16 protein-coding genes are annotated in these 26,180 nt (G+C 55.4%); 5 read left to right on the forward strand and 11 right to left on the reverse strand.

Going from position 1 to position 26,180, the window contains the following annotated elements; translation table 11 throughout:
- The first annotated feature begins 75 nt into the window (after positions 1-75).
- The 5 genes from yicI (at position 76) to ACFO1S_RS04025 (ending at position 6,621) form a co-directional block, all read left to right on the forward strand.
- Positions 76-2,406 (forward strand): alpha-xylosidase, encoded by a 2,331-nt coding sequence (gene yicI / locus ACFO1S_RS04005; RefSeq protein ID WP_204604380.1) that lies wholly within the window; start codon positions 76-78, stop codon positions 2,404-2,406.
- Positions 2,407-2,559: 153 nt separating this feature from the next.
- Positions 2,560-2,796: a hypothetical protein gene (locus ACFO1S_RS04010; protein WP_204604381.1), complete on the forward strand. Its 237-nt coding sequence runs from the start codon at positions 2,560-2,562 to the stop codon at positions 2,794-2,796.
- A gap of 24 nt (positions 2,797-2,820) precedes the next feature.
- On the forward strand, positions 2,821-3,942 hold the full coding sequence (locus ACFO1S_RS04015) for a GerAB/ArcD/ProY family transporter (protein ID WP_204604382.1): 1,122 nt from the start codon (positions 2,821-2,823) through the stop codon (positions 3,940-3,942).
- The gene (locus ACFO1S_RS04020; RefSeq protein WP_204604383.1) at positions 3,939-5,444 is read left to right on the forward strand and encodes a spore germination protein; all 1,506 of its coding nucleotides are present in this window, start codon (positions 3,939-3,941) and stop codon (positions 5,442-5,444) included. Before ACFO1S_RS04015 ends, ACFO1S_RS04020 begins: the two co-directional genes overlap by 4 nt.
- A gap of 13 nt (positions 5,445-5,457) precedes the next feature.
- Positions 5,458-6,621, forward strand: a complete 1,164-nt coding sequence (locus ACFO1S_RS04025) for a Ger(x)C family spore germination protein (RefSeq protein ID WP_204604384.1) — start codon at positions 5,458-5,460, stop codon at positions 6,619-6,621.
- Between the two features lie 102 nt (positions 6,622-6,723).
- Here the strand turns inward: ACFO1S_RS04025 and ACFO1S_RS04030 are convergent, their stop codons facing one another.
- From ACFO1S_RS04030 to ACFO1S_RS04080, 11 genes are all read right to left on the reverse strand, one after another.
- Complete coding sequence (locus ACFO1S_RS04030; RefSeq protein ID WP_204604385.1) at positions 6,724-10,092, reverse strand: X2-like carbohydrate binding domain-containing protein; 3,369 nt, start codon at positions 10,090-10,092, stop codon at positions 6,724-6,726.
- Positions 10,093-10,243: 151 nt separating this feature from the next.
- Positions 10,244-11,947, reverse strand: coding sequence for an extracellular solute-binding protein (locus ACFO1S_RS04035; protein ID WP_204604386.1), 1,704 nt, complete (start codon positions 11,945-11,947; stop codon positions 10,244-10,246).
- Between the two features lie 133 nt (positions 11,948-12,080).
- The gene (locus ACFO1S_RS04040; RefSeq protein WP_204604387.1) at positions 12,081-13,481 is read right to left on the reverse strand and encodes a response regulator transcription factor; all 1,401 of its coding nucleotides are present in this window, start codon (positions 13,479-13,481) and stop codon (positions 12,081-12,083) included.
- On the reverse strand, positions 13,474-15,225 hold the full coding sequence (locus ACFO1S_RS04045) for a sensor histidine kinase (protein WP_204604388.1): 1,752 nt from the start codon (positions 15,223-15,225) through the stop codon (positions 13,474-13,476). The genes ACFO1S_RS04040 and ACFO1S_RS04045 overlap by 8 nt, the downstream gene beginning before the upstream one ends.
- A gap of 142 nt (positions 15,226-15,367) precedes the next feature.
- On the reverse strand, positions 15,368-17,194 hold the full coding sequence (locus ACFO1S_RS04050; RefSeq protein WP_204604389.1) for a type 2 periplasmic-binding domain-containing protein: 1,827 nt from the start codon (positions 17,192-17,194) through the stop codon (positions 15,368-15,370).
- Positions 17,195-17,293: 99 nt separating this feature from the next.
- Entirely contained in the window at positions 17,294-18,190 is an 897-nt protein-coding gene (locus ACFO1S_RS04055; protein WP_204604390.1) for a carbohydrate ABC transporter permease, read from the reverse strand.
- Positions 18,191-18,203: 13 nt separating this feature from the next.
- On the reverse strand, positions 18,204-19,163 hold the full coding sequence (locus tag ACFO1S_RS04060; RefSeq protein WP_378126311.1) for an ABC transporter permease: 960 nt from the start codon (positions 19,161-19,163) through the stop codon (positions 18,204-18,206).
- Positions 19,164-19,379: 216 nt separating this feature from the next.
- Complete coding sequence (locus ACFO1S_RS04065; protein WP_204604391.1) at positions 19,380-21,047, reverse strand: extracellular solute-binding protein; 1,668 nt, start codon at positions 21,045-21,047, stop codon at positions 19,380-19,382.
- A gap of 6 nt (positions 21,048-21,053) precedes the next feature.
- Positions 21,054-22,472: a response regulator gene (locus ACFO1S_RS04070; RefSeq protein WP_204604392.1), complete on the reverse strand. Its 1,419-nt coding sequence runs from the start codon at positions 22,470-22,472 to the stop codon at positions 21,054-21,056.
- Positions 22,450-24,225: a sensor histidine kinase gene (locus ACFO1S_RS04075; RefSeq protein ID WP_204604393.1), complete on the reverse strand. Its 1,776-nt coding sequence runs from the start codon at positions 24,223-24,225 to the stop codon at positions 22,450-22,452. Before ACFO1S_RS04075 ends, ACFO1S_RS04070 begins: the two co-directional genes overlap by 23 nt.
- Positions 24,226-24,393: 168 nt before the next feature.
- Positions 24,394-26,160 carry an extracellular solute-binding protein gene (locus ACFO1S_RS04080; protein WP_204604482.1) on the reverse strand — a complete coding sequence of 589 codons (1,767 nt, stop codon included), beginning with the start codon at positions 26,158-26,160 and terminating at the stop codon, positions 24,394-24,396.
- Between the last annotated feature and the right edge of the window lie 20 nt (positions 26,161-26,180).

Consider the following 26,180-nt stretch of genomic DNA (forward strand, 5'->3'; position numbering starts at 1 on the left):
TTATTATCATTATAATGTCATTAGCACATAATGCAATCCGTTCCTTAATCGAACAAATCAGAAGGGATGAAAGCAATGAAATTTACTGACGGCTACTGGATGACGCGCAAAGGATACCAGCTCTTGAGCCCTTACGAAGTTCATGACGTAAGACCCGGCAACAATTCAATTACGGTATACGCGACGCATCGCCATCTGGAAACTCGGGGCAATACGCTGAACGAGCCGCTAATGACGCTGGAATTCTCTTCTCCGGCGCCGGACATCATTCGGGCCAAGTTCTACCATCATAAAGGCTCCCCGCGCAAAGGGCCTTCCTCCTTTGATCTGCTCCACACGGGTAACGTACCGGTCGAGATCGAGAACAACGACGAATTCGTCAGCTTGACCAGCGGCGATACGAAGGTCACGATTACGAAGAAGCATCCCGTGCGCATCACCTACACGTACCGGAACCGGAAGCTTACCGGAAGCGGCACGCGCGCCACGGCTTACGTCAAGGGCGAGAACGGCGTTCACCATTTCCGCGAGCAGCTAGGCTTAAGCGTCGGAGAGACAGTCTACGGCCTCGGTGAACGATTTACGCCTTTCGTCAAGAACGGACAAGTCGTGGATATCTGGAATGAGGACGGCGGCACCGCTTCCGAGCAAGCTTATAAAAACATTCCATTCTACGTTACGAACCGCGGCTATGGGGTGTTCGTCAACCACCCGGAACTGGTCTCCTTCGAGGTCGGCTCCGAGATCGTCTCCAAAACCCAATTCAGCGTTCAAGGCGAATCGCTGGAGTATTACCTTATCGGCGGCGAAACGTTGAAGGATGTGCTCGGCAACTATACCTCCTTGACCGGCAAGCCGGCATTGCCTCCTGCTTGGTCTTACGGTCTATGGCTCACGACCTCGTTCACTACCAATTACGACGAGGCAACCGTCACCAGCTTCGTTGAAGGTATGGCCGAGCGGGATTTGCCTCTGGCCGTATTCCACTTCGATTGCTTCTGGATGAAGGAATACGAATGGTGCAACTTCGAATGGGACGAGCGGGTATTCCCCGATCCTGTCGGTATGCTCAAGCGCCTGAAGGCCAAAGGCCTCAAAATCTGCGTCTGGATCAATCCGTACATTGCCCAACGCTCGGCGCTGTTCGACGAAGGCATGGAAAAAGGCTACCTCCTGAAGCGTCCGGACGGAAGCGTCTGGCAATGGGACTTGTGGCAGTACGGAATGGGAATCGTGGACTTCACGAATCCGGCGGCTTGCCAGTGGTTCAAGGATAAGCTCGGCGCTCTGGTCGACATGGGCGTAGACAGCTTCAAGACGGATTTCGGCGAGCGAATCCCGACGGATGTCGCTTATTATGACGGCTCCGATCCTCATCAAATGCACAACTACTACACGCAGCTGTACAACAAGGTCGTCTTCGAATTGTTGGAGGAAAAGCGGGGCAAAGGAGAAGCGGCGCTGTTCGCAAGATCGGCGACTGCGGGCGGCCAGCAGTTCCCTGTTCACTGGGGCGGTGACTGCGAAGCCACCTACGAATCGATGGCCGAGAGTCTTCGCGGCGGACTGTCGCTGGGCCTGTCCGGATTCGGCTACTGGAGCCACGACATCGGCGGCTTCGAGCAAAGCTCTCCGCCGGATCTGTACAAGCGTTGGGTACAGTTCGGCCTGCTGTCCAGCCACAGCCGCCTGCATGGCAGCACCTCCTATCGAGTGCCTTGGCTGTACGACGAAGAAGCCGTCGATGTGCTGCGTTTCTTTACCAAGCTTAAGCTGCGCTTGATGCCTTACCTGTACGGCCAATCTGTAATCTCTTCCAAGCAGGGAATTCCGATGATGCGTGCCATGCTGCTTGAATTCGGCGATGACCCAACAGTGGACCAGTTGGATCGGCAATACATGCTGGGAGACGCTTTGCTGGTCGCGCCGATCTTTAATCCGGAAGGGGAATCGATCTATTACCTTCCGCGCGGCACTTGGACTCATTTCCTTAGCGGAGAACAAGTCCAAGGCGGCGGCTGGCGCAAGGATAGCCACGACTATTACAGCCTGCCTCTCTATGCCCGGGAGAACAGCCTGATTCCAGTCGGCAACGTGGATACTCGCCCGGATTACGACTATTCGGACGGCGTTACCTTCCACTTGTTCGCCCTGCAAGACGGAGCGAGCGCCGCCGCTTCCGTGCCGACCTTGCAAGGAGAATTACAGTTTGCGGTTCAAGCCTCCCGAAGCGGCAGCCAAATCACGCTGACAAAGAAAGGCGATGCGACCAACTGGAGCGTCTTGCTTCGCGGCATTCCTGCAATCCAGTCTGTGGAAGGCGCTCAAGTCTCCGAGACAAAAGAAGGCCTCCTAATCCAGCCGGACGCTAGCGCGTCTTCGATCCGCATTCAATTGGCAGAGTAATCGCAGGATTAATTGCATCGCATAGAAGAAACGGCCCTCAGGCAAACCCGAGGGCCGTTTCTTCTTGCGCTTTTTGCATAATTTTCTTGATTCAAGGGAGGATATAGTAAACGCAACAGGGCGTTTGGTTATCATGGAAAGAAGGAATTCGATATGCTGGAGAAAATCTTCGTTGCCCTTCTCTTCCTCCTATCCGTTCCAATTGCAGACGCTCGAAACTTCAAGCGGATGGACGCCCGAACGGCGAGCTTATACGCCAGTCTTGTGCTGGCCTCTCTTTATTTGAGCTATATTTTCGTTACAGGCGCTTCACTCCCCAATCTGTCGGATCTATACCGCGCTTTGTTCGGCGGAGCGGCCGAGAGTCTCGTCCGCTATCTCGACAAATAACGATGCTCGGAGGCTGTCCGTTCTATGAAGGCCCATAATACGGTTGACGGTATTCAGATCGCAGGCTTGATGATCGCTTATACGACCGGCTCTTCGATTGTATTCATTCCTAACCCCATCTCGGAGGCCGCCGGCAATGTGTCCTGGCTGTCGACGCTGCTCTCCTTCTCCTTCGGCCTTATCGTGCTGTTCTGTACGCTCTACCTTTACAGAGTACATCAAGGCCAGGATCTTATCACCTACAGCCGGATGCTGCTCGGTAGATTCGTCTCCTGTCTCGTTGCGATAACGGTGGCAGGCTTGCTCTTATTCGCATTGCCCGCCGTAGTTGCAGGAATCGGAGACTTCCTGTCCAATGTCATGATGACGGAAACGCCCGTATACGTTTTTAACTCTTTAAGCTTCTTCACCATCGCCTTGACTGCCCGAGCAGGGTTAAAGGATATGGCTCGTGCGTTTGTCCTACTGGTGTTCATCATGCTCGTCATTGCGCTGCTCATTCTGCTGCTGGCTCTGCCTCTGTACAAACCGGCTTTTTTTCTTCCGTTCCTCCCCGATGGCATTCGCCCGGTGCTGCACGGTACCTTCCTCTCCTCCGGCTTTCCATTCGGGGAAATCTTCCTGTTCGCCATGATTTACCCTTTCTTCCGTCCAGACAAGCGGTCGTTCTCCACCAAGCCGATGTATATCGCCTATTGCATTTCGGGAACGCTGCTATTCCTGTGCGTATTGTGCACATCGCTGACATTCGGACCCGCGACCGGCTACTACAAATATTCCTTATACAGCTTGGCCAGCGAGATACACGTGGCTGAGCTGCTGCAGCGAATCGAAGCTATCGTAGGCATCGCCTTGATCATCGGCTCGTACATGAAGGCTTCTATCTTCCTGTTCATGTTGAATCAGGTTGTTATCAAGCTGCTGAAGATCAAGGACGAAGCCGCTCTGATCTATCCCATTACCCTCGTCAGCTTGTTCTTGTCTTTGACCTTGTTCAAGGACCCTTCCGACTTCAACGACCAAATATACGTGCTGTGGCCCTTTGCCATCATCTTCGTCGGCTGTTCATTGATCGTCCTGCTGGCAATAATCAGTTGGTTCAGAATCCGCCTCAGAACTCCGGCGCAAGGGAGAGATAAAGCATGAACGGTTCCGCCAGCCAGGCTTCCACTGCACTATCGCTCGATGGCTTGCGCAATCTTGAACAGCTCAAGAGCATTTTCGACAATTGCAGCGATGTCCTGTTCAATACCTGGGTTTACGGCCAAGATCGGAGATTCACCGCCTATACCGTCTATTGCCGTACTCTGGTCGAGGACTCGAAGGAGCATCACATGAAAGCCACCTTGCTGGATGCCCTGGACAGTCGGCAAGATGTCGCCGCACTTACGCCCGAGCTTGTCGCCCGTTACTTCGAGCAAGCAGGCGTAACCGCCCAGCCATACATGCTGGTCAAGAGCTTGGAAGAGGTCGTCAATCGCGTACTGGAGGGTCAGGTCGTCCTGTTCTTCGACAAGTGGGATCAGGCCGTCTGTTATATTGCCGTCTCCATCGCCAAACGTCCTGTCAGCGAACCCGTAAGCGAGCCCGTTGTCCAAGGTCCCAGAGAGGGCACGAACGAAAATCTGGACATCAACATCGGCATGATTCGCCAACGCGTCAAGAACCCCGGGCTGAAGCTGGAAGCATTGACGGCTGGCAGCAGTATGAGAACGAAAATTGTTTTTATGTACCTGGACCAGGTCGTGAATCCGGATATTCTGCTTGAATTCCGCAGACGACTTGAAGGGATCGAGCAGCATGAGGTGCTGGGAGCTTCATTCGTGGAGGAGTGGATCGAAGATTCCTCCTACACCCCTTTCCCGCAGTACCGCTATACAGAACGGACCGACAATGCCGCCGCAGCGCTGCTGGACGGCAAAATTATCGTGCTGGTCGAAAATACACCGATGATTCTCATCTGTCCGTCGGTCTTCGTCGACTTCTTCGGAACGAGCGAGGACTATTACGTACGGACGGCATTCGCCAGCATGATCAGGCTTCTGCGGTTGTTTGCATTCTTCATCGCCTTGACGCTCCCAAGCATCTATGTCGCCCTCTCCACCTTTCACCCAGAACTGATTCCGACAGTGCTGCTTCTGGCGATTCTGGATACCCGGGAAGGGATACCTTTTCCGGCGCTCGTCGAGGCGCTCATTATGGAAATTACGTTCGAGCTGCTGCGGGAAGCCGGTATTCGTCTGCCCAGACCGGTCGGTTCCGCCGTCAGCATCGTCGGCGCGCTGGTCATCGGACAAGCGGCGATCACCGCCCAGATCGCTTCTCCGATTATGGTCATCGTCGTTGCCCTGACCGGAATCGCGTCGTTCGCCATTCCCCACTACGATATGGCGATTGCGATTCGTGTCATCCGTTTCCCGCTGATGCTCGCTGCCGGCTTTCTCGGAGGCTTTGGGTTGATGATCGGCTTCCTGCTGCTTCTCCTTCATATGACGAGGCTTCACACATTAGGTCAGCCGTACCTCACGACCATCGCGCCGTTAAAGCTTAAGAACTTCAGAGATATTTTCATTCGCGCGCCGCTTGGCTACTTTATGAAGTCGCCGCGAAACCGCAAGCTCATCCAGGCCCGGCGCGGCCGGCCCTAAAGGGGGGAGCAAGATGCGTGCAATCGGGCTCCTTGCTCTAATCGTCGTCTCGTGCCTGGCCTTGTCCGGCTGCTGGAGCAAGACGGAATTGTCGGATTGGGGATTCGTACAGGCTGCATCGATTGACCTAGGTCAAGACGGCAGCATCAAATTGACTGCTCACATCTACAAGCCCGGTGGCGCCATGAATGGAGGCATGCAAGGAGGCGCGAACCCATCCTATGTGGACCTTGAAGCGCAGAACACCACGATTACCGGCGCGTCAAGGAGCATCGCCACCGAGCTCGGAAGACGGCTGCAGTGGAGTCATATGCGGGTTCTGCTGATCAGCGAGGAAACTGCGCGCAGGCACAATCTGTCGACGCTGCTGGATTATTTCGTTCGCAATCAGGAAATGAGAGGCAGCAGCGCGCTTATGTTGACGCATGGCCAGGCCTCGGACTATCTGTTTATTAAGCCCTACATTGAAAGTACGATGGGTCAACAACTGCTGGAGATCGGAAGAACAACGATGGAATCAACGGGGAGAACAGTGGAAACAAGCTTGACCGATATGACGGTAATTTCACGGGAGCCCGTTCCCCTACTTATCCTGCCCTTCCTGAAAATCCGCAAGGAGCCCAGCCCCGGACCGTTCTTGGCAGGCTTGGGCGTCGTGGGCTTCCCGCAAGGCAAGCTGGCCGAAGTTCTTCCCAATGACGCCGCCCCCTATATGCTTATGCTGCTGAACAGATTTCAAAGAGGGCCGCTGAACATCCCTTGCAAGCCGGCCTCGGGACATGCCCGAACGGAGAGGGATTCCTTCGATATCTCCCATCTGTATCTGCACATGAAGCCCGATATTCACGGCGACGAGCTGACAATGAACTATCAGGTCGCCGTGGAGGGAAACATAGGAGAACTCAGCTGCGGCAACGTCAACACCTCCGATGAGGTCGATCAATTCACGAAACGCATATCCGAAGTCATCGAGAGCAAGCTTTCCGACACCATTCGGATGCTGCAGAGCAAGAAGCTCGATACTCTGGGCATCGGCAACTATCTTTATCGGCATCACCATCGCTTATGGCGAGAATGGCAGCCGAGCTGGCCCGATCATTTCGCCGAAAGCCGGTATCGCTTCAAGGTCAAGGTCACGCTGCTTAACACCGGGACGGTAACGGGAAAAACCAGTTAAAACGAACGACAAGGCCGTTCCTCATCCTTGCGAGGAACGGCCTTTCGTGCTACGGCGCAGTAGCGCCGACAAGCTGATTACCTTAATGTAGCTTACGGCAGATTACGGTTCTATGCCCCAGCTTAAAGCACCCGACACATAAGCAGGCGTCTTCAGCCAATCGACGTAGTTCGAATCGACCGCATCGAAAGAATAATCCCCCGTCTGCGTGTAGTTCGTCCAGTCGTTTTTGGAGAAGCGCGTCTGAAGATCGATGCTTTGACCCGCGCCCAAGCTGCCTGCGGCGCTCGTAAAGCTGATTTCCAGATAATAATCCGCCCCGGTCTTCGCTGTCGTCAGCTTGACGAACGAGCCCGTTACGTTAGCGCCGCCCACTTGGGACCAATCGCAGAAGAAGTTCTGCGGCTTCTCCCCGTCGATCGTGTAATAGTACCTGATCTTGACGTTGGCCAGCGATACGGCGCTCGTTCCCGTGTTGACCAGCTTGAAGCGCGGATTGATCGAGTTCAACGATGCTCCGGTGGAGCCGTTGTACATCTGCACCTTCACCGTTCCTCCCGGCAGGGAGGTCGTATCGATGATGCCGATCTGGAGCACCGGATCGACGCCTGCGCTGAAATCGAACGTCAAATTCGTCGTGCCGACGGACTGGGCGGCCAGATAGCTCTTCTTGATCGTCACTGCGCTGCCCGATACGGTATAATCCGTACCTGCTGCCAGGGTCGCCGACCCGTTCTTGATCGCCGTTAGCGTATTCCCGTTCAGCGTCATCGTTACGCTCACGTCTGCTTGGTTCGCCGTTTTCTTGTCGAAGGATGCGGTTGTCGGCGTAATCGTCGAGTTGACGACCACGATCGACGTATCCACTACGGTGACTTGAAGCACCGGATCGACGCCCGCGCTGAAATCGAACGTCAAATTCGTCGTGCCGACGGGCTGAGCGGCCAGATAAGTCTTCTTGATCGTCACCGCGCTGCCCGATACGGTATAATCCGTACCCGCCGTCAAGGTCGTTGACCCGTTCTTGATCGCCGTCAGCGTATTCCCGTTCAGCGTCATCGTTACGCCCACATCCGCCTGATTCGCCGTTTTCTTGTCGAAGGTTGCGGCTGTTGGCGTAATCGTCGAGCTGTTCGTAACGCTGAGCGGGTCTCCGTACAGAATTCCTCGTCCGTTCGAGCCCAGGTATACGCGGCCATAGATTCTCGGATCACCTGTAATCGCCATGTTGATTCTTGCATACTGGTGCTGGTCGTCGTTGATTCTCACCCATGAAGCGCCCGCATCATCCGAGCGGAACACGCCTCGTACGCCGTCAATCTTCGCAACCGTATACAAGGCAACATAGGTTTGACCCGGAGCCGCCTTACCGTAACCGATCAGATCGGCCTCTTGAACGTTGGTCAGCTTGGTGAAGCTGGCTCCGGAGTTCGTGGAATGCCAGATTCCGTACTTGCCCTCTGAGCTGTTGCCGCCCGCGAACCAGATATCCCCCTCGATTCCGGGCACTGCCTTTAAGCTGATCGAGGCTTCGTTCGGAAGCAGCGCCGGTACGATATTCGTAGGCAGACCCGTGGCTGCCGTCTGGGCGAAGCTCACGCCGCCGTCCGTGCTCAAGTAGAACTTGCCTTCGAATACGGCATAGAATTTGTTGGAATTGACGCGGTCGGAAGCGACGACCGCTTTGGCCGGCACTCCGGTGCTGGCGGTCCAGGAGTTGCCGTTCGTCTTGGAATAGTACACGCCGACATCCGATGTGCTCCAGACAAAAGAGCTGCCGTTGGCGGCGACGGCCACCGTACCTCCGCCCTTCGTTCCGGAAGGTTCCCCGTTGCCCTTGTACCAGGTCGAGCCGCCATTGTTGGAAATGCCGACCGATCTGGCTTGCGGATCGTTCGCATAATCGGCCATTCCGACGCGGACGATCAAACTCGGATCGAGCTCCGCAAAATCAATGCCGTAGGTCGTCGCATACGTCGGACTCGTGAACGTCTTCGTAGGCGGCGCATTCAGGTTGTCATGACGGAAGCCCGTTACATCTCCTACGGCGCTCAACAGATGCGCTCCGGAAGGAGGACTGATCAGACCCAGCACCGCCATCTCCTCGACGCCTTTGGCCATGACCGAGATGTTGACCTTGCTGCTCGTTCCCCAAGCCGTCAGGTTGTTCGTGCCGTAGATGGTCGCGCCCGTTCCGTACATTAGTCGGTCCGAGTTAAAGGGATCGATCTCCAGATCCCCGATCATCCACCCCAGCTTCAGCGCCGGCACAGGCGGAATATCCACGCCGTCGGAATTGAGCCACGGAGCGGCGCTGATATCTTGCGTATATTTGAGCGCCCGGTTCGGATAGCCGTTCCACTCCCAGATGCCCGACCAGGTTGCTCCGCCGTCCGTACTGCGATAAATGTTCGCATCCGGCCACCAGGAGTTGAGAGTCGCCACCATGATCGTGTCGGGATGCTGGGCGTCGACAGCCAGGCCTCCATAGCCGAAGTAGTTATCATCGCTCGTGCTTGGATAAGGGCTGATTTTCGTCCAAACCCCTGTCGCGGTATCCAGCTTCCACACGTCGCCCTTCGAACCGTCGTAAGGACCTACGCCGTTGCTATAAGAGATGTACAGCTTGCCCGTAGAGGACAACACGCCATGGTGGGGGATGAAGCCGGTCGGTTGCCCCGGAACGGCCGACCACGTCGCGCCGCCGTCCGTACTGCGGAAGACGCTGTTCCCCAAATCCGCCACGCCGACATAGATGGTCTGCGTCGCGTTGCCCGGCGAGCCCGTCGTCTTGTCGAACGTAATCCATGACAATCCGACAATGCCATTGGCATAATCGTTCGTAGGGTCCTGAATATAAGTACCGGTATTCGTAAAGCTGGTTACCTTGTTCCAGGTTACGCCGGAATCGATGCTTTTCCATAAACCGTTGCCGTTGCGCGCCCCGAAGAACAGCGTGCTGTTCTTGTTGGGGTCGATGACGAGACGCTCGCCCATCGAACGGCCCGGCATGTTGCCGCCGACCTTGAACGGAAGCGGCGTCGATTGCCACGTCGCGCCGTAATCGCTGGACCTCATGATCTGTCCGTTCGTATCCCAATGATTCGTGTAGGTGCCCGTGGCCATATATACCTTATTGGGTTGCACGGGGTCGGTTGCGAGAGCGTCCACGCCGTTTTTATTCCAATCCACCCAGCCTACCGAATCCGTCAGCGGAATCCAGCTTGAGGTCGACTGGTTCCAGCGGTAAGCGCCGCCGATATCGGTTCGCGCATAGATCAGGTTGGGCTGCGTTTCGTTAAAGATAATACCGGGAACGAATCCGCCCCCTGCGCCCGTAACAACGTTAGCCCAGTTGTACGGGTCCGTCCCCGCAGCCTCCGCTTTCTGTGCCGGCAAGGCCAGCGATCCCACGGCGAGAGCGCTCAGCAAAACGAATGCGTTGAACGACTTGAATAGCTTTCCGAACATAAACAAGCCTCCTCGATTCAGTATCAGATGATTTTGTATCCGCTTACATGAAACCTTGGAAATAGCTCGCCATCGGGTCGATTCATGATGCCGCATTGCGTCCGGCTTTCTTCCTTCAAGACATAATCTCACCCCCCTTCATCTGTTCGCTTCAGCCATGGCCGTTCACAATCGCCGATACCTCCTGCGTGATCCGTTCTCCCCCGCCGGCCTTCCATTGCAGCACGAATTCGTCAAAAGCGGTCAAGGGCAGATCTCCTATGATGATTTTCAAAAACGTTTCGTTCTCCAATTGCTGCAGCGAGCTCCAATGCGTCTCCATCGTTTCCGTCGTGCCGTAGAAGATGCCCCGCACCTGCACCATATCCGTGGTGTACAGCGCTCCGCCTCCGTATTCGTAGGCTTTGGCCGCTTTCCAGCCGTCCATGTTTTTCTTCGGCGCTTCCCGCTCCGCAACGGACTGCTCATAAATCAGCTTCATATCCGGATCGAGCGAAGCCGGATCGATCTCGCCGCGCAGCGCCTTCTGAACGTTCACGTAGCGTTGCGTAATGGCGTCGGCGTAATCCAGCAGCAGATCGAACGGGTAGTAGCTGCGCAATTGTACGCCCGTCCGGGCGGAAAAGTCATCCAGCTTCCCGACCTCCTCCGTGTTAGGGTCTTGACGCCGCTCCAGCCGCGTAAAGACATTCAGCAACTTCACCGCAGCCTCGGGATTCTCGTATCCCTTGCGGACGACCAGAAAGCGATCCGTCATCGGCGACATGTGCGTGATGAACTTCCCATCGTGATCCAGCGGGGCGGCATACGCCCGCCATTCGGCTCTCGTGTCGGTCGATACGACTTCCGCGAGGGGCCAATACGGCGCCCACCAAGGTCCGAAGAACATGCCCGCACGATTGGTCGCGATCGGCTCCTGGTCCTCCTTGTACAGCATAAAGCGTTTGTCGATGATTCCCCGCTGATACCAGTCGGCCAGCTTGGCCAGCGCTTCCTTGTTTTCCTTGGCGATAGAGCCGTACAGCACTTGGCCGTTCGCGTCCCGAATCCAGTTTTTCGGATAGGCCCGATAGGCGCTGAACAAGGTGTCGAAGCCGTTCAGTCCCGCTTTCTGCTGACCGTGGACGACCTTCTTCAGACCGGGCAGGCCGATCGTGTTGCGGTTGCCGTCTCCGTCCGGATCCCGATGGATGAAAGCCTCCGCGATCCGCTCGATATCGTCGAATGTCCTGGGCGGCTGCAGTCCCAGCTTGTCCAGCCAGTCCTTGCGAATCCACAGCAGAGAAGGCGCGTCCGCTTCGATCGCCACGTTCGGCAAGCCGTACAGCTTTCCGCCGACGGAAGCGTCCTGCAGCGCGATCCCTTTCGTCGAATCATACATCGCCTTGACCAGATTGGAGGCATATTTGTCGTACACCTCCGTCAGATCGGCAATCATCTCGTTCTCGGCCAGCTTGCGCAATTGATTGCGATCGACGACCATCGCGTCCGGCAAGTCGCGGCTGTCGATGGCCAGATTGACCCGTTGCGTGAAGGGTTCGTCCCGCTTCGCCTCCCAAGTATGAACGACTTTAATGTTCGTCAGCCTTTCAAAATACCGGGATACGGGATTGTTGTCATTCGTATCGCCGGTCGTGTTCTTCTCGTCCGGAATCTTGAAGCCGATGTGGATCGTAATCGGCTCGTCATATCTGCCGTAGGCGGGATCGTCGTTGATCGACGGAATTCCCTCCTCTAGCTGACGCCCTCTGTCCCCGATAAGGCCGTCCGCTCCGTCGCCGCTGCTGCAGGATGCCGCCGCCAGCGCCATAACGGTCAGAACGAGCCCCCGCTGCCCCCATCGCTTGAGCCTCATTGGCGGTCACCGACTTCGACGGCATTCCTGTATTCGCTTTCATTATCGCTTTCCCGAAGTCGAAGCATGGAGAGAAAATGGCTGGATGTTGCCGGATTATCGCACTCGTTTAACGAACCGTTTTCGCCGTCTCTCAAACAAACTTCCCCCTCTCGGCCCGATATTCCGTCGGCAGCTTCCCTACCCGTTCGCGGAACAGCTTGCTGAAATATTTGTCGTCCTCAAAGCCGGCCATCGAAGCGATCTCATAGATCGGGGCGCTCGATTCGAGCAGCAAGGTTTTCGCCTTGTCGATCCTCATATTGCGGAGCACCGTCCCGAATGGCTCCCCCGCCATCCGGGCGAAGCATTGGCTGAAGTAGCTGCGGCTCATATTCGCGTATTCAGAGACGTCGGCCTGATTAATCTTGAGGCCCGCGTTCGCTTTCATGTAGCGAATCGCGCGGATAATGCACAGCATGACCTCCTTCGTCAGCGACAGCTCCACCATGCGCAGCTGGACGAGGTCGGCGAACCGTCTCAGCCAGCTTTTCCAATCCACCCACGTACGGTTCGCTCCCGACTCGGCCAGCATCGCGGCCGCATGCGAGGCGTGAATCAGCATGCCTCCCCAATTGCGGCATAACGCCTCGGCATAGCGATGCAACGCTTCCTTCGTCGGTCGCCGCTCCTCCATCTCGCGCAGGAAGGCGCTCCATTCCGCCGGATAAAGCGTCCACTTGAGGTCCGCTCCCGCATCCAGGTCGCTGCCGCTGGCATTTCGCCGGCTTTCCAGCTCCTTCAATTCCTTATAAGCCAGACGTACGGGGCTCGCTGGGTCGGACGCGTAGAACAGGGCGTTCGTCAGGCTCCCTTCCGCCGTTCTTCGAACCTCTTCAACCGTCAGGCCTTCGAGACCGCTTACAATTCCGACCTGCCAGCTTCGGAACCATTCCTCCCCCAGCTCCGTGCCAAGCTCCTCCAGAGCATTCGGGTGAACGAGCTGCGTCATCCACATTCCTTCCAGCTCTTCCAGAGGATTTCGCCGAACGAACCCGATGCGATAGAGCGGAGCGCTGCTTCTCTCATGGGCAAGCGGCACGAACAGCACCGCCGTCGGGGTCGACATCCGCTTCTGCGCCGAGTCGGCCAGAAGCGAGGCCTGACTGCCGACCTCCCATTCGAAGCGTTCGACGATCCGATTGATAACCTCGTCCGCATTGTCCATCTCGAACAACGTCTTGACAATGTAATCGATGGCGCCCAGGCGCAGCGCCTCCTGAACGAAATCGAACTCGTGGTGACAGGTTAGCACGACCGATTTTAGCCGGGGGAAGCGAACGCGTACCTGGCGAATGACATCGAAGCCGGACATCCCCGGCATCGTAATGTCCACGAACAGCAGATCCGCCTCGGTTTTCTCCAGCAGCTCCAGCGCCGTTTTGCCGTCCCCCGCTTCGCCGACCATCACGATGCCGAAGCGGGACCAATCGATTAAAGAAATAAACCCTTTGCGCACAAGCTTCTCATCATCGATCACGACTGCCCTAATCATCGAACTCCTCCTTCCCCTTGCTCGGAATAATGATGGTCACTTTCGTGCCTTTGCCCAATTCGCTGTGAATGTCCAATTTGACCTGCTGACCGTAAAATTGCTTCAGCATTCGGTTAACGTAGGATAGACCGATGCCAAGCCCCCTGCGCTTGGCCTCCTCGTCGTCCGCCAGAAGCTTGCCGATCCGCTCCGGCTCGATTCCCGCCCCATTGTCCTCCACGCTAAGCTCGACGCAATCGGCGCCGACCCGATTGATACGCACGCCCACGCTGCCGCTGCGTTCGCTGACTCCGTGGTAGATGGCGTTCTCTACGATCGGCTGCAGCAGAAATCTCGGAACGGCGACGTTCAGCACCTCGCGCTGCGCTTCGACATGAAATTCGAACCCGTAATCGTACCGGATGCGCTGCAGCTCCATATAGTGCTGAATCGCTTCCAGCTCGTCGCCGATCGTCACAATCAGGCTTTGCTTGCCCAGGTTGTAATGCAGCACTTTGACGAGAAGCGTCACCAGTCGGTCGATCTCCTTCTGTCCGTTCAGACGGGCAAGCCACTGAACGGTGTTCAGCGTGTTATGCAGAAAATGGGGATTGATCTGGCTGAGCAGCTTCTCGATCTCGAACTGCCCCTTCTGCTTCTCGTTATGGGCGACGGTGTCGATCAGATCGTTGACCTGCGACTTCATGAGCTGGAAATTGTTCAGCACGAGATCGAATTCTTCCACATTCGTAAACGAGACGGGTGTCGTCCGATTTTCCGCCATTCGCACAATCTCCACGTTCAGCTTGCGCAGCGGTCTATAGACCTGCCTCCAGATGAAGTAAGCAAGCAGGACTGCAAACAGAAACGTGGACATCGCCAGCAGGATCATCTTGGCCAGCCACGAGTGAATCTCGCTGTTGAACGTCGACTTCTTGACCGCAGCGATGAGCTGCCAGCCTTGCGGACTTACATATCTGAAAAGGTGATACCCTTTGTATTCTTCATGGTTGCTGGAAGGGTCCTGCCACGTCAGCTTCTCGATTCCGTCCGGAACCTCCCGATCCTCCCGATAGGATAATTGCCCTTCCTCGTTGATCAAGAGATGATTGACCTTCATGCCGTACGATTGCTGGCTCAGGATTTTGCGGAACAGGCTGTAGTTGGTTTCCAGATATACGTATACCGGCTGGCCGCTCGTTGTCTTCACGATGCGCATAGCGGAGAACACGATATTCGCGCTGTCCTTGTAAAGTGTCCTGTGCGGGCCGAAATAAGCGGCTCCACTGTATTCCGCGAATGCGGGAAGCCGCTTCGCATCGAACTGCTGGTCCATGCTGAGATTGGAAAACAAGATCTGCTCCGAAGCGTCCGGGATGACATAAGCGGTTAGCCCGAGATACGGATTCGTGAACGTAACGAGATTGATCTTCTCATTAATCGAAGCCATGATTTGCGATTTACGGTAGATTTGCCTCTCTTGCAGAAAGTCAGACACCTCCTCGGCGATTTGCCCGTCGAGCGCGAATTGCTTGGAGGCGAAGTCGAGGTTGTTGATCGTGTTCTCCAGGCTGACGGCTTCTTGCTGCAGGCTTGCGCTGATGCCGCTCTGGATTTTGTTCATGAGAATGGAATAGATAGAAGAGTAGGTTAGTAGCCCTACGAGCACAAGAGGCAGCAAACAACCGATCATCAGGAAGATGACCAGCCGTTTGCGCAAGGATCGGGTGGAAAACCGCTTGCTCTTTCGCCATAATCCGAGCATGCTTCGCCTCTTCCGCCTCTCGGGACTGTGTAGGATTGTCGGTAGTATACCATAATTTACCGTCCAATGGTCGAACGAAGGCGATCCGGCACGACGGAAGCTGCACTTCCTTTGCCGGACCGCCTTTATTCAATCGGACTGCCTATTTCACGCTCTTACGGGCTTCGAACAGCTCCTCGGCTTTCTTGATAGAGAAAGCCATAAGCTCGTCATAGCCCAAGCCTTTTACCTTGTCCAGCATCTCCTGCTTCAACTTGTTGTATTGCCCTTCGTCCTTGGCGAATACCATCTTCCAGGAATATTGCTGAATGACCGTGCCGATCAGCTTGTTCTTCTGCTCCAGCGTTTTGTCCATCGTGAGCGGCTCTTTGCCCGTAAAGCCTTGCGGCGCAACCGCAATTTTGTTATTCTTGACGAAATATTCCTTGGCCGTCAGCGCGCCGTACTTCTCCCTCCAGCTGCTCTCGATCGGGTTCGGATTGCGCTTGATGGACGACTGCCACAGATTGTGGTCGTATGGCTCGCCCGTCTCAGGGTTGACCTCGGCCGGTATGACGAACGAGAAATTCATCTGATTGGCGCCATAGTAGTAATCTCCGCCCCCGTGCTCCTCGGGAACCTTCGTATTTTGCTGGTCCGCATAAGCCTGGAGGCCGAAGTCCGTAATGAATGGCTTGCCCTCCGCGTCTAAATCCCAAGTCAGCCCCTTCGGTCCGTTCGGAACGGCCGTTCCGCCTCCCGCCGACAGCATGGCGCCTTCCGGCGTGTACATCCAGTTGATGAATTCCATGATGCGCTTCGGCTCCTTGGCCTTGGCGCCGATCGAAATAATGCCGTTGCCTCCGTATACGTTAAATCCTGTCGAGTACATGACTTCTTCCTTAAACGGCACGGTAGCGAACGCTTTGCCTGCGGCGATGTTTTCCGCCGTGTTGTAGTTCTGGGCGCCGAGCCAAGGGAACCAGGAGAACAGCAGGCGGCCGTCCTTGTATTTGGCTACGACGTCTTCGAATTTCTGCGTAATGGAATCCGGATCGACCAGTCCCATTTGGTTCGCATCGAAGTACAGCTTCAAGGATTTCATGTACCAGCTGTCATCGGAGAGGAAATCGTAGTACTTGTCTTCGTCGGCTTTGACGTACAGCGCCGTGTCTACAATTTCGTCGTAGCCGTACATGTTGGCGAACTGCTTGGCCAGCGTCATCTTGTAGTTGCCGTCCCAGTCCGACCAGAGCGAGAACGCATACGTCTTCTTGCCTTGCGCGTTTTTCGGCTCAAGCTCCTGCATCTGCTTCAGCACCGGTAAATAATCCGCTGGCGAATTCATTTCCGGAGCGCCTGCCTTTTGGTACAAATCCCAGCGAAGATCGGGTCCCCATGTCATATCCCGGCCCTCGGAAGGTCCCGACGGATTGCTGGCAACGTTGTTGCCGATACCGTATACCGAGGAGCCTCCGCCGAACGAAATCTTCGCTTTCTCAATCGCTTTCGGATAGGTGGAAATAATATCCTTGCCGTAGGTATCCAGCAGGCCGTCCTTCGTCAGGTCAAGCAGCAGGCCGCCTTTGATCGCGTTCGGGTAATGGTTTTTGTCATCGCCCCAGATGATGACGTCCCCAAGATTGCCTGAAGCCATCAGCGCCGCGATTTTCGTATCACCGCCCGTCAGGTTGGAGGCGACGATGTCCAGCTCGATATTGAATTTATCCTTGATTGCCTTGGCGAACCAACCGATCTGCGGTCCCGCGTAATTCGCAGTCGTCGAGAACACGGTAAGCTTCAGCGTTTGCGAACGATCCAGCCCGTCATCGGACGGGGACGGAGTCGCGGATTCCGCCTCCTTCGTTTGAGCCGGAGCGGTTGCGGACGGCGAGCTTTCCGCGGCATTGCCTCCGTTTTTGCTGCAAGCGGCCGTCACGAATACAACGGCGATTGCGAGCGAGAGAATGAGCCATCTTCTTAATCTCATTTGTGTAAGTGCCTCCCTTTAATGAACCTATATTCGTTAACCCCTGTTGGGGGGACAACCGGTAGCCGTCGTCCGCCTCTCCCGGCTCGTCGTCTCTGCTCAGCCCTTCACGGCGCCGATCAGAATACCCTTCACGAAGAAGCGCTGGAAGAACGGGTAGACGATAAGAATCGGCAGCATGACGATCATCGTTACGGTCATTCTGACCGAGGTCGGCGTCTGCATGTGCTGCAGGCTGGCGGCCATATCCGTCGAATTCCGAATCAGGGCGGCCAGAGACGTCGATTCGTTCAAGTAACGCCAGAGCAGAAATTGCAGCGTATAATACTTCGTGTCTGTCATAAGGAAGGCGGTGTCGATGAACGAATTCCACTGGCTTACCGCCGAGAAGATCGTAATCGTCGCCAGAATCGGCGTAATCAGAGGCACGATAATGCTGACGAATACGCGGGTGTAGCCCGCCCCGTCAAGCGCAGCCGATTCCTCCAGAGAAGGAGGCAGCGCCTCTATGAACGTTTTGACGAGAATGATATTGAAGGGTGCGATGATCGTCGGCAAAATGTAAGCCAAGTAATTGTTCGTCAAGCCAAGGTTATTCATCGTAATGTACCAAGGGATCAGCCCGGCGCTGAAATACATCGTGATAATAATCAAGCGATACCACACCTTGCGCAGCCACATCTCCTGTTTGGTGAACAAATAACCGAGAAAAGCCGACGCTCCGACCGTCAGCAGCGTTCCCGCCACCGTGCGATAGATTGAGACGTAAGCCGCATGAGCCAGCCCGTCTATCTGCAGTACATTCATGTAATTATCGAAGTGAATTTCTTTCGGGAAGAAGGTTACATAGCCGGCCGAGCTCAGATCGTTGGAGCTGATCGTGTTAATGAACAAATAATAGAACGGGAAGACGCAGGTCAACGTGAACAGGGCAAAGAAAGCATAATTGATGACCTGGAAGACGAGCTCCCCGGATTTTGATTTTCTCTTGCGCATGAAATCCCCTCCGTCAGATAATGCTTTCGCCCCGAACGAGCTTCGACATGCCATTGGCCATAAACAGCAGCATGACGCTAATGACCGATTTGAGCATGCTGACTGCGGTAGCGAACGGGAAGTTGTTGGCGAAGGCGATATTGTACACGTACAAATCCAGCACTTCGATCGTGTCCTTGTTCATCGGATTCTGGAAGGCGAAGTACTGCTCCATGCCGTTATTGATGAAGTTGCCGATGGACAGAATCAGCAGAACGAAAAAGGTAGGTAAAATCCCCGGAACGGTTATATGCCAGATTTTGCGGAACCGGCTTGCGCCATCCACGTCCGCCGCCTCGTACAGCTCTTGATCGATTCCGGTAATGGCCGCCAAATATAAAATCGCTCCCCAGCCCAACGATTTCCACCAGTACCAAGCGATCATGGACAGCCATACGTTGTCGTTCGTCGCCAGGAAATTAATGCCTTCTTCAATCAAACCCAGCTTGATCAGAATCGAATTGATGATGCCGTTGTCAACGGAGAACAGCGCGAAGGCAAGGGAAAACACGAGAATCCAGCTGATGAAGTTCGGAATCGTCGTCAACGTCTGCACGATCTTGCGGAACCAGGGCACGCGAATCTCCGACAGCAGAATGGCGAAAGCGACGGGAAACACCGAGGTGACGATCCCCAGCACGCTCATGGCGACCGTATTCTCCATCACGCGTAGCACCTCGTCGAGCTGCGTCGGATTCTGGGCAATCGATTTGAACCATTTGAAGCCTACGAAAGCCGTGTCGCTCAGAGGAATGCCCGGCGTGTAATCGTAGAAGGCGTAAATCCATCCGCTAATCGGCAAGTAGAAAAAAACAAAAGTCAGCACAAGGAACGGGAACGCCATCCAGAATAGCTTGTACTTGTTCGACAATCTCCGCCCCGGCTTTGTTCGGGCTTGCTTCGCGGCAGCATAATCGGCTACGGGTTCATTCATCCATCTGTCTCCTGTCAGTAGGTTCTATCTTTGATTACGCTTTCATTTTAGTTCAGGCCTTCGCCTTCAAGAGAGGGAAAAGCGACTGCCGCTTGTCGACAATCGTCGCGGATCATTAAACGAATTTCTTACCGGTTCGAACCGTTTTCCCGCCGCAGCGCAAAAAGAGCTTGCAGAAGCGGCGATGCCGCGTCTGCAAGCTCCAGACAGCCCGATTTATTTCTCTCCCGCCACAGCCTCGGCCACCTCGCGCGTAATGGCGTCCCCGCCCTCTTGCCGCCACTGACTGACGAATGTGTCGAAAGCGTCGATGGGAAGCTCCCCTGTAATGATTTTTAAATAGGTTTCATGCTCCAGCTGCTGCAAAGCGGCCCACTTGTCCTCCATCGTCGGAGTTCTTCCGTAGAACAGACTCTCCTTTTTGACCTTGGGCAGCTTGCTGACCTCTCCCCCCAGCAAATACGCTTGAGACTTGCTCCAAGCCTCCATGTTCTTCAAGGGAGATTCCTTCTCCATGCGAATATCCTGATAGATGGAAGCCGTCTCCACATCCAGAGCTTCGGGATCTAGCTCGCCTTGCAGCACAAGCATGAGCTTATCGTAGCGCTGCTCGATCGCATCGGGATAATCCAGCAGCAGATCGAACGGATAATAGTTGCGGATCTGCACGCCCAGTTGCGCCGTAATGGAGTGAAGCTTGCGGACCTCGTCCTTGTTCGGGTCCTGATTGCGTTCGATCCGGGTTAGGAAGTTCAGCATCTTGATCGCCGCCTCGGGGTGGGCATAACCCTTGCGCACGACCAGGTAGCGGTCCGTCACCGGAGACCCGTTCGTCACGAACAGGCCGTTGGCGTCGACCGGGGCCGCATACACCTTCCAGTCGGCCTTCGTATCCTTCGCCACCGCTCCCGACAACGGCCAGAAAGGGCTCCACCAAGGCCCGAATACAATCCCCGTGCGGTTCAGCTCGACGATGTCGTAGATATCCTTGCGCAGCACAAAATCGTTATCGATAATGCCCTCCTCGTACCATGACGCGATCCGGGCCAGCGCGTTCTTCGCCTCCGGAAGCACCGAGCCGTAAGCGATTTCGCCATTTCCGTCGCGAATCCAGCTTGTCGGGAAGGCATGATGAGCGGAGAAAACGGAGTTTAGGCCGTGCACCCCGGTTTTGTCGGCATAGACGATCAGGTTGTCGACGGGAATGCCGACCGTATCCGCTTTGCCGTTGCCGTCGGGATCGCGCTCCATGAACGCCTTCGCAACCTTCTCCAGATCGTCCAGCGAACGGGGCGGCGACAAATTCAGCTTGTCCAGCCAATCCTGCCTGATCCACAGGTAAGTCGGCGCATCCGCTTCGATCGCCACGTTCGGAAGACCGTAAAGCTTGTCGTTGACCGAAGCCTCCTTCAGCGCATTTCCTCGCGTCGCATCATAGAACGACCGGACTAACTCAGAAGCGTAAGCCTCATAGTCCTGCTGTAGATCCTGAATCATCTCGCGCTCTATCAGCGTTCGGAACTGCTCCCGGTTGACAATGAAGACGTCGGGAAGATCGTTGCTGCGAATCGCCAGGTCCAGCTTGCTTTTGTATTGCTCGTCTCCGCTGGCCTCCCACTCGTACTTGACGCTGATTCCGGTTTTGTCTTTGACGTATCTCGTGAGAAAATTGTCGTCCTTCAAATCCCCCGCAGGCAGCTGAATGTCCGAATAGGAATAGGCGATTCGCATTTGGATCGGCGGATCATACGGAGCGTAAGGCGCTTCCTCCGTCTCCGCAAGCTCGGCGCGAGGACCGGAATCCATGCAGCTCGCGGCAAGCGAAGAGAGCAGCACTAACGCACAGACGCAAAGACCTAATCGAAGCTTCTTAGCCGTTCTCATGCCCGCCTACCTCCCCGTGTCTCCCCGTAACCGGAACTCCGTCGGATAATACCCGACGCGCTCGCGGAATACTCTGCTGAAGTGCTTGTCGTCCTCGAAGCCGATACGGCTGGAAATCTCGTAGACCGAAAGATCGGTTTGCAGCAGCATCGCTTTCGCTTGCTCGATTCTCATTTGCCTTAGCGTATCGCCGAAGGAAAATCCCGTAAACTTCTTGTAGCACTGACTGAAATAGCTGCGGCTCATGCCGACATGATGGGCGACGGCATTCTGATTAAGCTCTGTGCATGCATTGCGCTTCATGTAGATCATCGCCTGAAGCAGGCACACCGCTACTTCGCGGGACAACGATTGCTCCACCATCCGGCGCTGCACGTCCGCCGCCATGTCAGATAGCCAGCCTTTGACCTGCTTCCAGGACTGGGGATCACGCTCCGGACGCCATCGTTCCAGGCTGTCCGGGTCCCAATCGAAATAATGGCGCCAGTCGTCGGCAATCCTCTCCACCGTATCCAGCAACCGATGCGGCTCCGGCCGCGCTTCTTCGATTCGATCGATCAACCGCTTCCACTCCGTTCCGTAGAACGGCCACCTCATATTTTCCAGTTCGAGCAGAAGCTTGCGCGCCTCCTCGTTATGCGAGCTCCCCGCTTCCTCTTCCGCAAGGAGCGCCTCCAGCTGCACGCCGCCCGGCGGCTCCGGCTTATGCCAATAGAACAGCAAGGAGCTGGCCTCCCGGGAGATTGCCGACTTGGCGTCCGTCATCGCGTATTCCGACGAAGCGAGTACATGCAGCGGCATCCATTCGTCCGTTAGCGTCGCGGGCAGCTCCCTGATCCAACCCTCGGAAGTCCCGCCGCTTAGCGGAGCCATCCAGACCGAATCCGCCAGCGGAACCGGCCTCCAGCCGTCCGGCAATCCTTCCAGCAGCGCCTCCTTGCGCGGCGGCCTGCCGAACGAGCAAAATACCGCTGCTCCGGCAAAGCCCCGCTCCGTTCCTCCGGAAGCCGAATTCTGCACAGGGGATTCGCGCGCGTCCCTCATTTCCCAGGAGAGCCGTTTCATAATTCTTCCAAGCGTTTCATCGACGTTGTTGCGATTAAGCAGCGTCTTTACAATATAATCGATCGCGCCAAGCCGCAGCGCCTCCTGCACGTAGTCGAATTCGTGATGGCAGGTAAGCACGACGGACCGAATCTGAGGATGTCGGGTTCGAACCTGTTCCATCAGCTCGAAGCCCGACATTCCCGGCATGCTGATGTCTACGAATAGAAGATCAACGTCATGCTTGTCCAGCATCGTGAGCGCCGAGTGTCCGTCCTTCGCTTCGCCAACGAACTGAATATCATAGGCTTGCCAATCGGCCATCGCCAGAAATCCTTTGCGGACGAGCTTCTCGTCATCAACCACTAAGGCGTTGATCATAGCGTTCCTCCTTAATGTCGAGCGGAATATCGACAGACAATATCGTTCCTTCTCCCGGCTTGCTGTCGATGATGAGCAAATCCTCGCTGCCGTAATAGCGGGCGAGCAGGCTGCGCACATATTTCAAGCCGATTCCCATGCCCAGAATCGGGCGATCGCCGGCGACGCCGATCAGCCTCTTTACGGTTTCCTCGTCTATTCCGGGACCGTTGTCCTTAACCTGCAGCCTAAGCTTGCCTCGAGGCAGCAGGCGAATCGAAATGCGAATATGTCCGTGCTCCTCGTTCTTGCCGTGATAGATGGCGTTCTCGACAAGCGGCTGGAGCAGAAATCGCGGAATCGGTATATGCAAGGCTTTCTCGTCGACATCGATATGGAAGTCCAGCTCGTCCTCGTAACGGAAGCCCTGCAGCTCTATGTATTTCTTCAGCGCCTCCAGCTCGTCCCGAACCGTTACGATAAGACTTTGCTTGCCCATATTATAGTGCAGCAATTGGACGAGCAGCGTCAGGAGCCTGTCAATATCGTCCTGGTTGTTCGAGCGTGCGAGCCACTGCGCCGTATTGAGCGTGTTGTGCAGGAAGTGAGGATTGATCTGGCTGAGCAGCTTCTCCATCTCCAGCTTGCCTTTCATGCGCTCGTTGTCCGAGACTTCGACGATCAATTCGTTTATCGTGGTCTTCATCACCTGGAAATTGCGCAGGAGCTGGTCGAACTCCTCAACCCGGGTGAGGCTGACAGGAGCCTCGCGCTCCCCCGTCATGCGAACGATCTCGCGATTCACCCTGCGCAGCGATCCGTATACCTTCATCCAGATCAGCATCGCAAGCACGATCGCGAAAGCGAAGGAGACGAGGAAGAGCACGCCCATGCGCCACATCCACACATTGATTTCATGATTGAAGACATCCTTGTCGACCGCCGTGACCAGCCTCCAGCCTTGCGGACTCTCGTAGCCGAACAAATAATACCCTTCATGAAGCTGGTTCCCCGATGCGGCCATCTCCCAGCGAAGCGAGGAGGGGGCGAAGGGCGCCGCTCCGTTATCCGCGAAGAAGGCTTCCCCGCTCTCGTTAATCAAATAATGGGACACTTGCATGCCGTAGAGCTGGCTGTTCATAATCTCCCGAAATAGATTGTAATTCGTTTCGAGATAAATATAGACGGGCTGCTCCCCGTTCGTCCGGACCTCGCGCAGCGAGGAAACGACGATGTTCGTGCTGTTCTTGTATTGGGTCCGATGCGGCCCGAAATAGACCGCTCCGTTATATCGGACGAACGGCGGCAGCTTGGAAACGCCGAAATCCGGAGTTACGGCCAGATTCATGAACAAGATCGGGTTTATCGCTTCGGGATTATAATAAACCGTTAATCCGAGATTCGGATTCGTGAAATTGACGACGTTAAGGCTTGCTTCGATATCTTTCATAATTTCGGCTTTCTCGGACACCTTCGTCGAATTCAAATATTCGTTGACTCTTTCGGCGGTTTGTCCGTCCAACGCGAATTGCTTGGACACGAAGTCCAGATTGTTCAGCACGTTCTCGAACCCCGTCGCTTCCTGCTTCAGGCTGGCGTCGATACCGGCCCGAATTTTGTGCGTAAGAATGGAATGCAATGAGGAATAGGTGAATCCCGAAAACAAAAGCGGCGGAAACAAGCAGGCGATCAACAAATAAATGACCAGAGTGCGCCTCAGCGTACCCTGCTTGAACGGATGAGGCATCTTGTGAATAAATCTCAATATGGACAACGCGGATGCCCCTTTCCGTTAAATCGCTTACACTTTCATGTTACCAGTTCGTTCGCCCTCGCGGAACATGAAAATACGGCGAATTTCGTCCCGATTGCTTAAGCGAACAGAAAGGGCATGGAAGAGCGCCCGGTAACGACGTCTTCCATACCCCTGCTCAGCGTGGAATTAGCTGTTTTTGCGGTACTCGAACACTTTTTTGTTTTGCTCGATATTGAAGGCAAGAACTTCGTCGTAGCCCAGTCCTTTGGCCTTGTCGATCATTTCCTTCTTCAGCTTGTCGAACTCCGCTTGATCCTTGGCGAAGATGATCTTCCAGGAGTACTCGCGAATAACAGGCGCGATCTGGCCTCTCTTCTGCTCCAGGTCATCGGAGATGACCGCTGGCGCCGTACCCGTGAAAATCGGCTTTTGAACCGCCAGCATGTTGTGCTTCTCCAGGTAATCGCGCGGAGAAGTCGCATCCATTGCCTTGCTCCAGCTGTCATCCACCTTATTGGTCGGCTTGGCCAATTCGGAGGACCACAGTTGATAGTCGTAAGGCTCGCCATTGTCCGGGTTAACCGATGTGAACTTGAAGGAGTTCAGCAATTGGTTGCGTCCATCCTTCCAGTTGCCGCCGCCGAATTCGTCCGGAATCGGCGTATCGTTCGCCGGCAAGGCTTGCTGACCGAGCTCGGTCAATACCGGCTTGCCGTCTTTCAGCTCGTACACCATGCCTTCAGGACCGTAGTTGGAAGCCATGTAGCCTGCCGGAGAATACATCCAGTCGATGAATTCCATGACGCGCTCAGGGTGCTTCGTCTTGGAGCCGATCGCCCAGAAGCGGTCTCCGCCGTAAGGGTTGAAGCCGTTGGAGAAGTTGCGCTCTTCCTTGAACGGCACGATCTGGAAGCCTTTTCCTTGCTCCAGACGCTCAGGCGTGCGGTACACGTCGTCCTGCCAGGAGAACATGGAGAACAGCACTTGACCGTCCTTCATTTTGTTCTGCGCGTCATCGAATTTCTGCGTCAGGGAGTCCGGATCGACCAGCCCCATTTGGTTCGCGTCGAAGTACAGCTTCAGCGCCCGCAAGTACAGGCCGTCCTCGTCCAGAATGCCTTGAACCTCATCCTTGTCCGCGGAGATGAGCGTAAATCCGCCAGGGTTGAATCCGTCGCCTTCTTCGAAGCCCATCAGCGTAGCCCAGGCCTTCGTATGCATCATCATGTTGCCGTCCCAATCGCCCCACATCGAGAAAGCGTAGGTCGGACGACCGGAGTCGCTCTTCGGCTCCAGCTCCTGCATTTGCTTGAGGACAGGCAGGTAGTCTTCCATCGTATTGATCTCCGGACGACCCAGCTTTTCGTACAGATCCCAACGCAGGTTCGGGTGCCCGTTAAGCTCCTTCGCCTCGGAAGGACCCTCCTGGTCGGGGCCTACATCGAAGCCGATGCCGTAGACGCTCTTGCCATCGCCGTAATTGACCTTGTTTTTCTCGATCGACTTCGGCGCGTATTTGAGAATGTTCTGACCATATTTGTTGAGCAGGTCGTCTTTCGTCCAATCGAGCAGCATGCCCGCCTTGATGGCGTCCAGCCACTTCTGATCGGCGCCGCCGAAGATGACGATATCGCCCAGGTTGCCCGCAGCCATCTGCGCGCTGAACTTCGCGTCGCTTCCTTCAAGCTGCGGAGAAATAATATTCAGCTTGATGTTGAACTTGTCTTTGACAAGCTTAGCGAACCAGCCCGGTTGCTCGCCGCTGAAGTTGGACGTCAAGGAAAAAGCGTCCAGCGTAATCTCTTCCCGATCCGGAGTCGCCTCCGGGGAGCTTGCGCCGCCGGACGATGCCGGCGCGGAGGAGGATGCCTCCGGTTTATTGTTGTTGGACGAGCATGCCGCCAGCGATACGGCCAGAATGACCGAAAGAAGAATAAATACCGTTTTTCTCATCGATGCCACGCGTTTGTGCC

This window comes from Cohnella boryungensis (assembly GCF_042651945.1).
GTDB lineage: Bacteria > Bacillota > Bacilli > Paenibacillales > Paenibacillaceae > Cohnella > Cohnella boryungensis.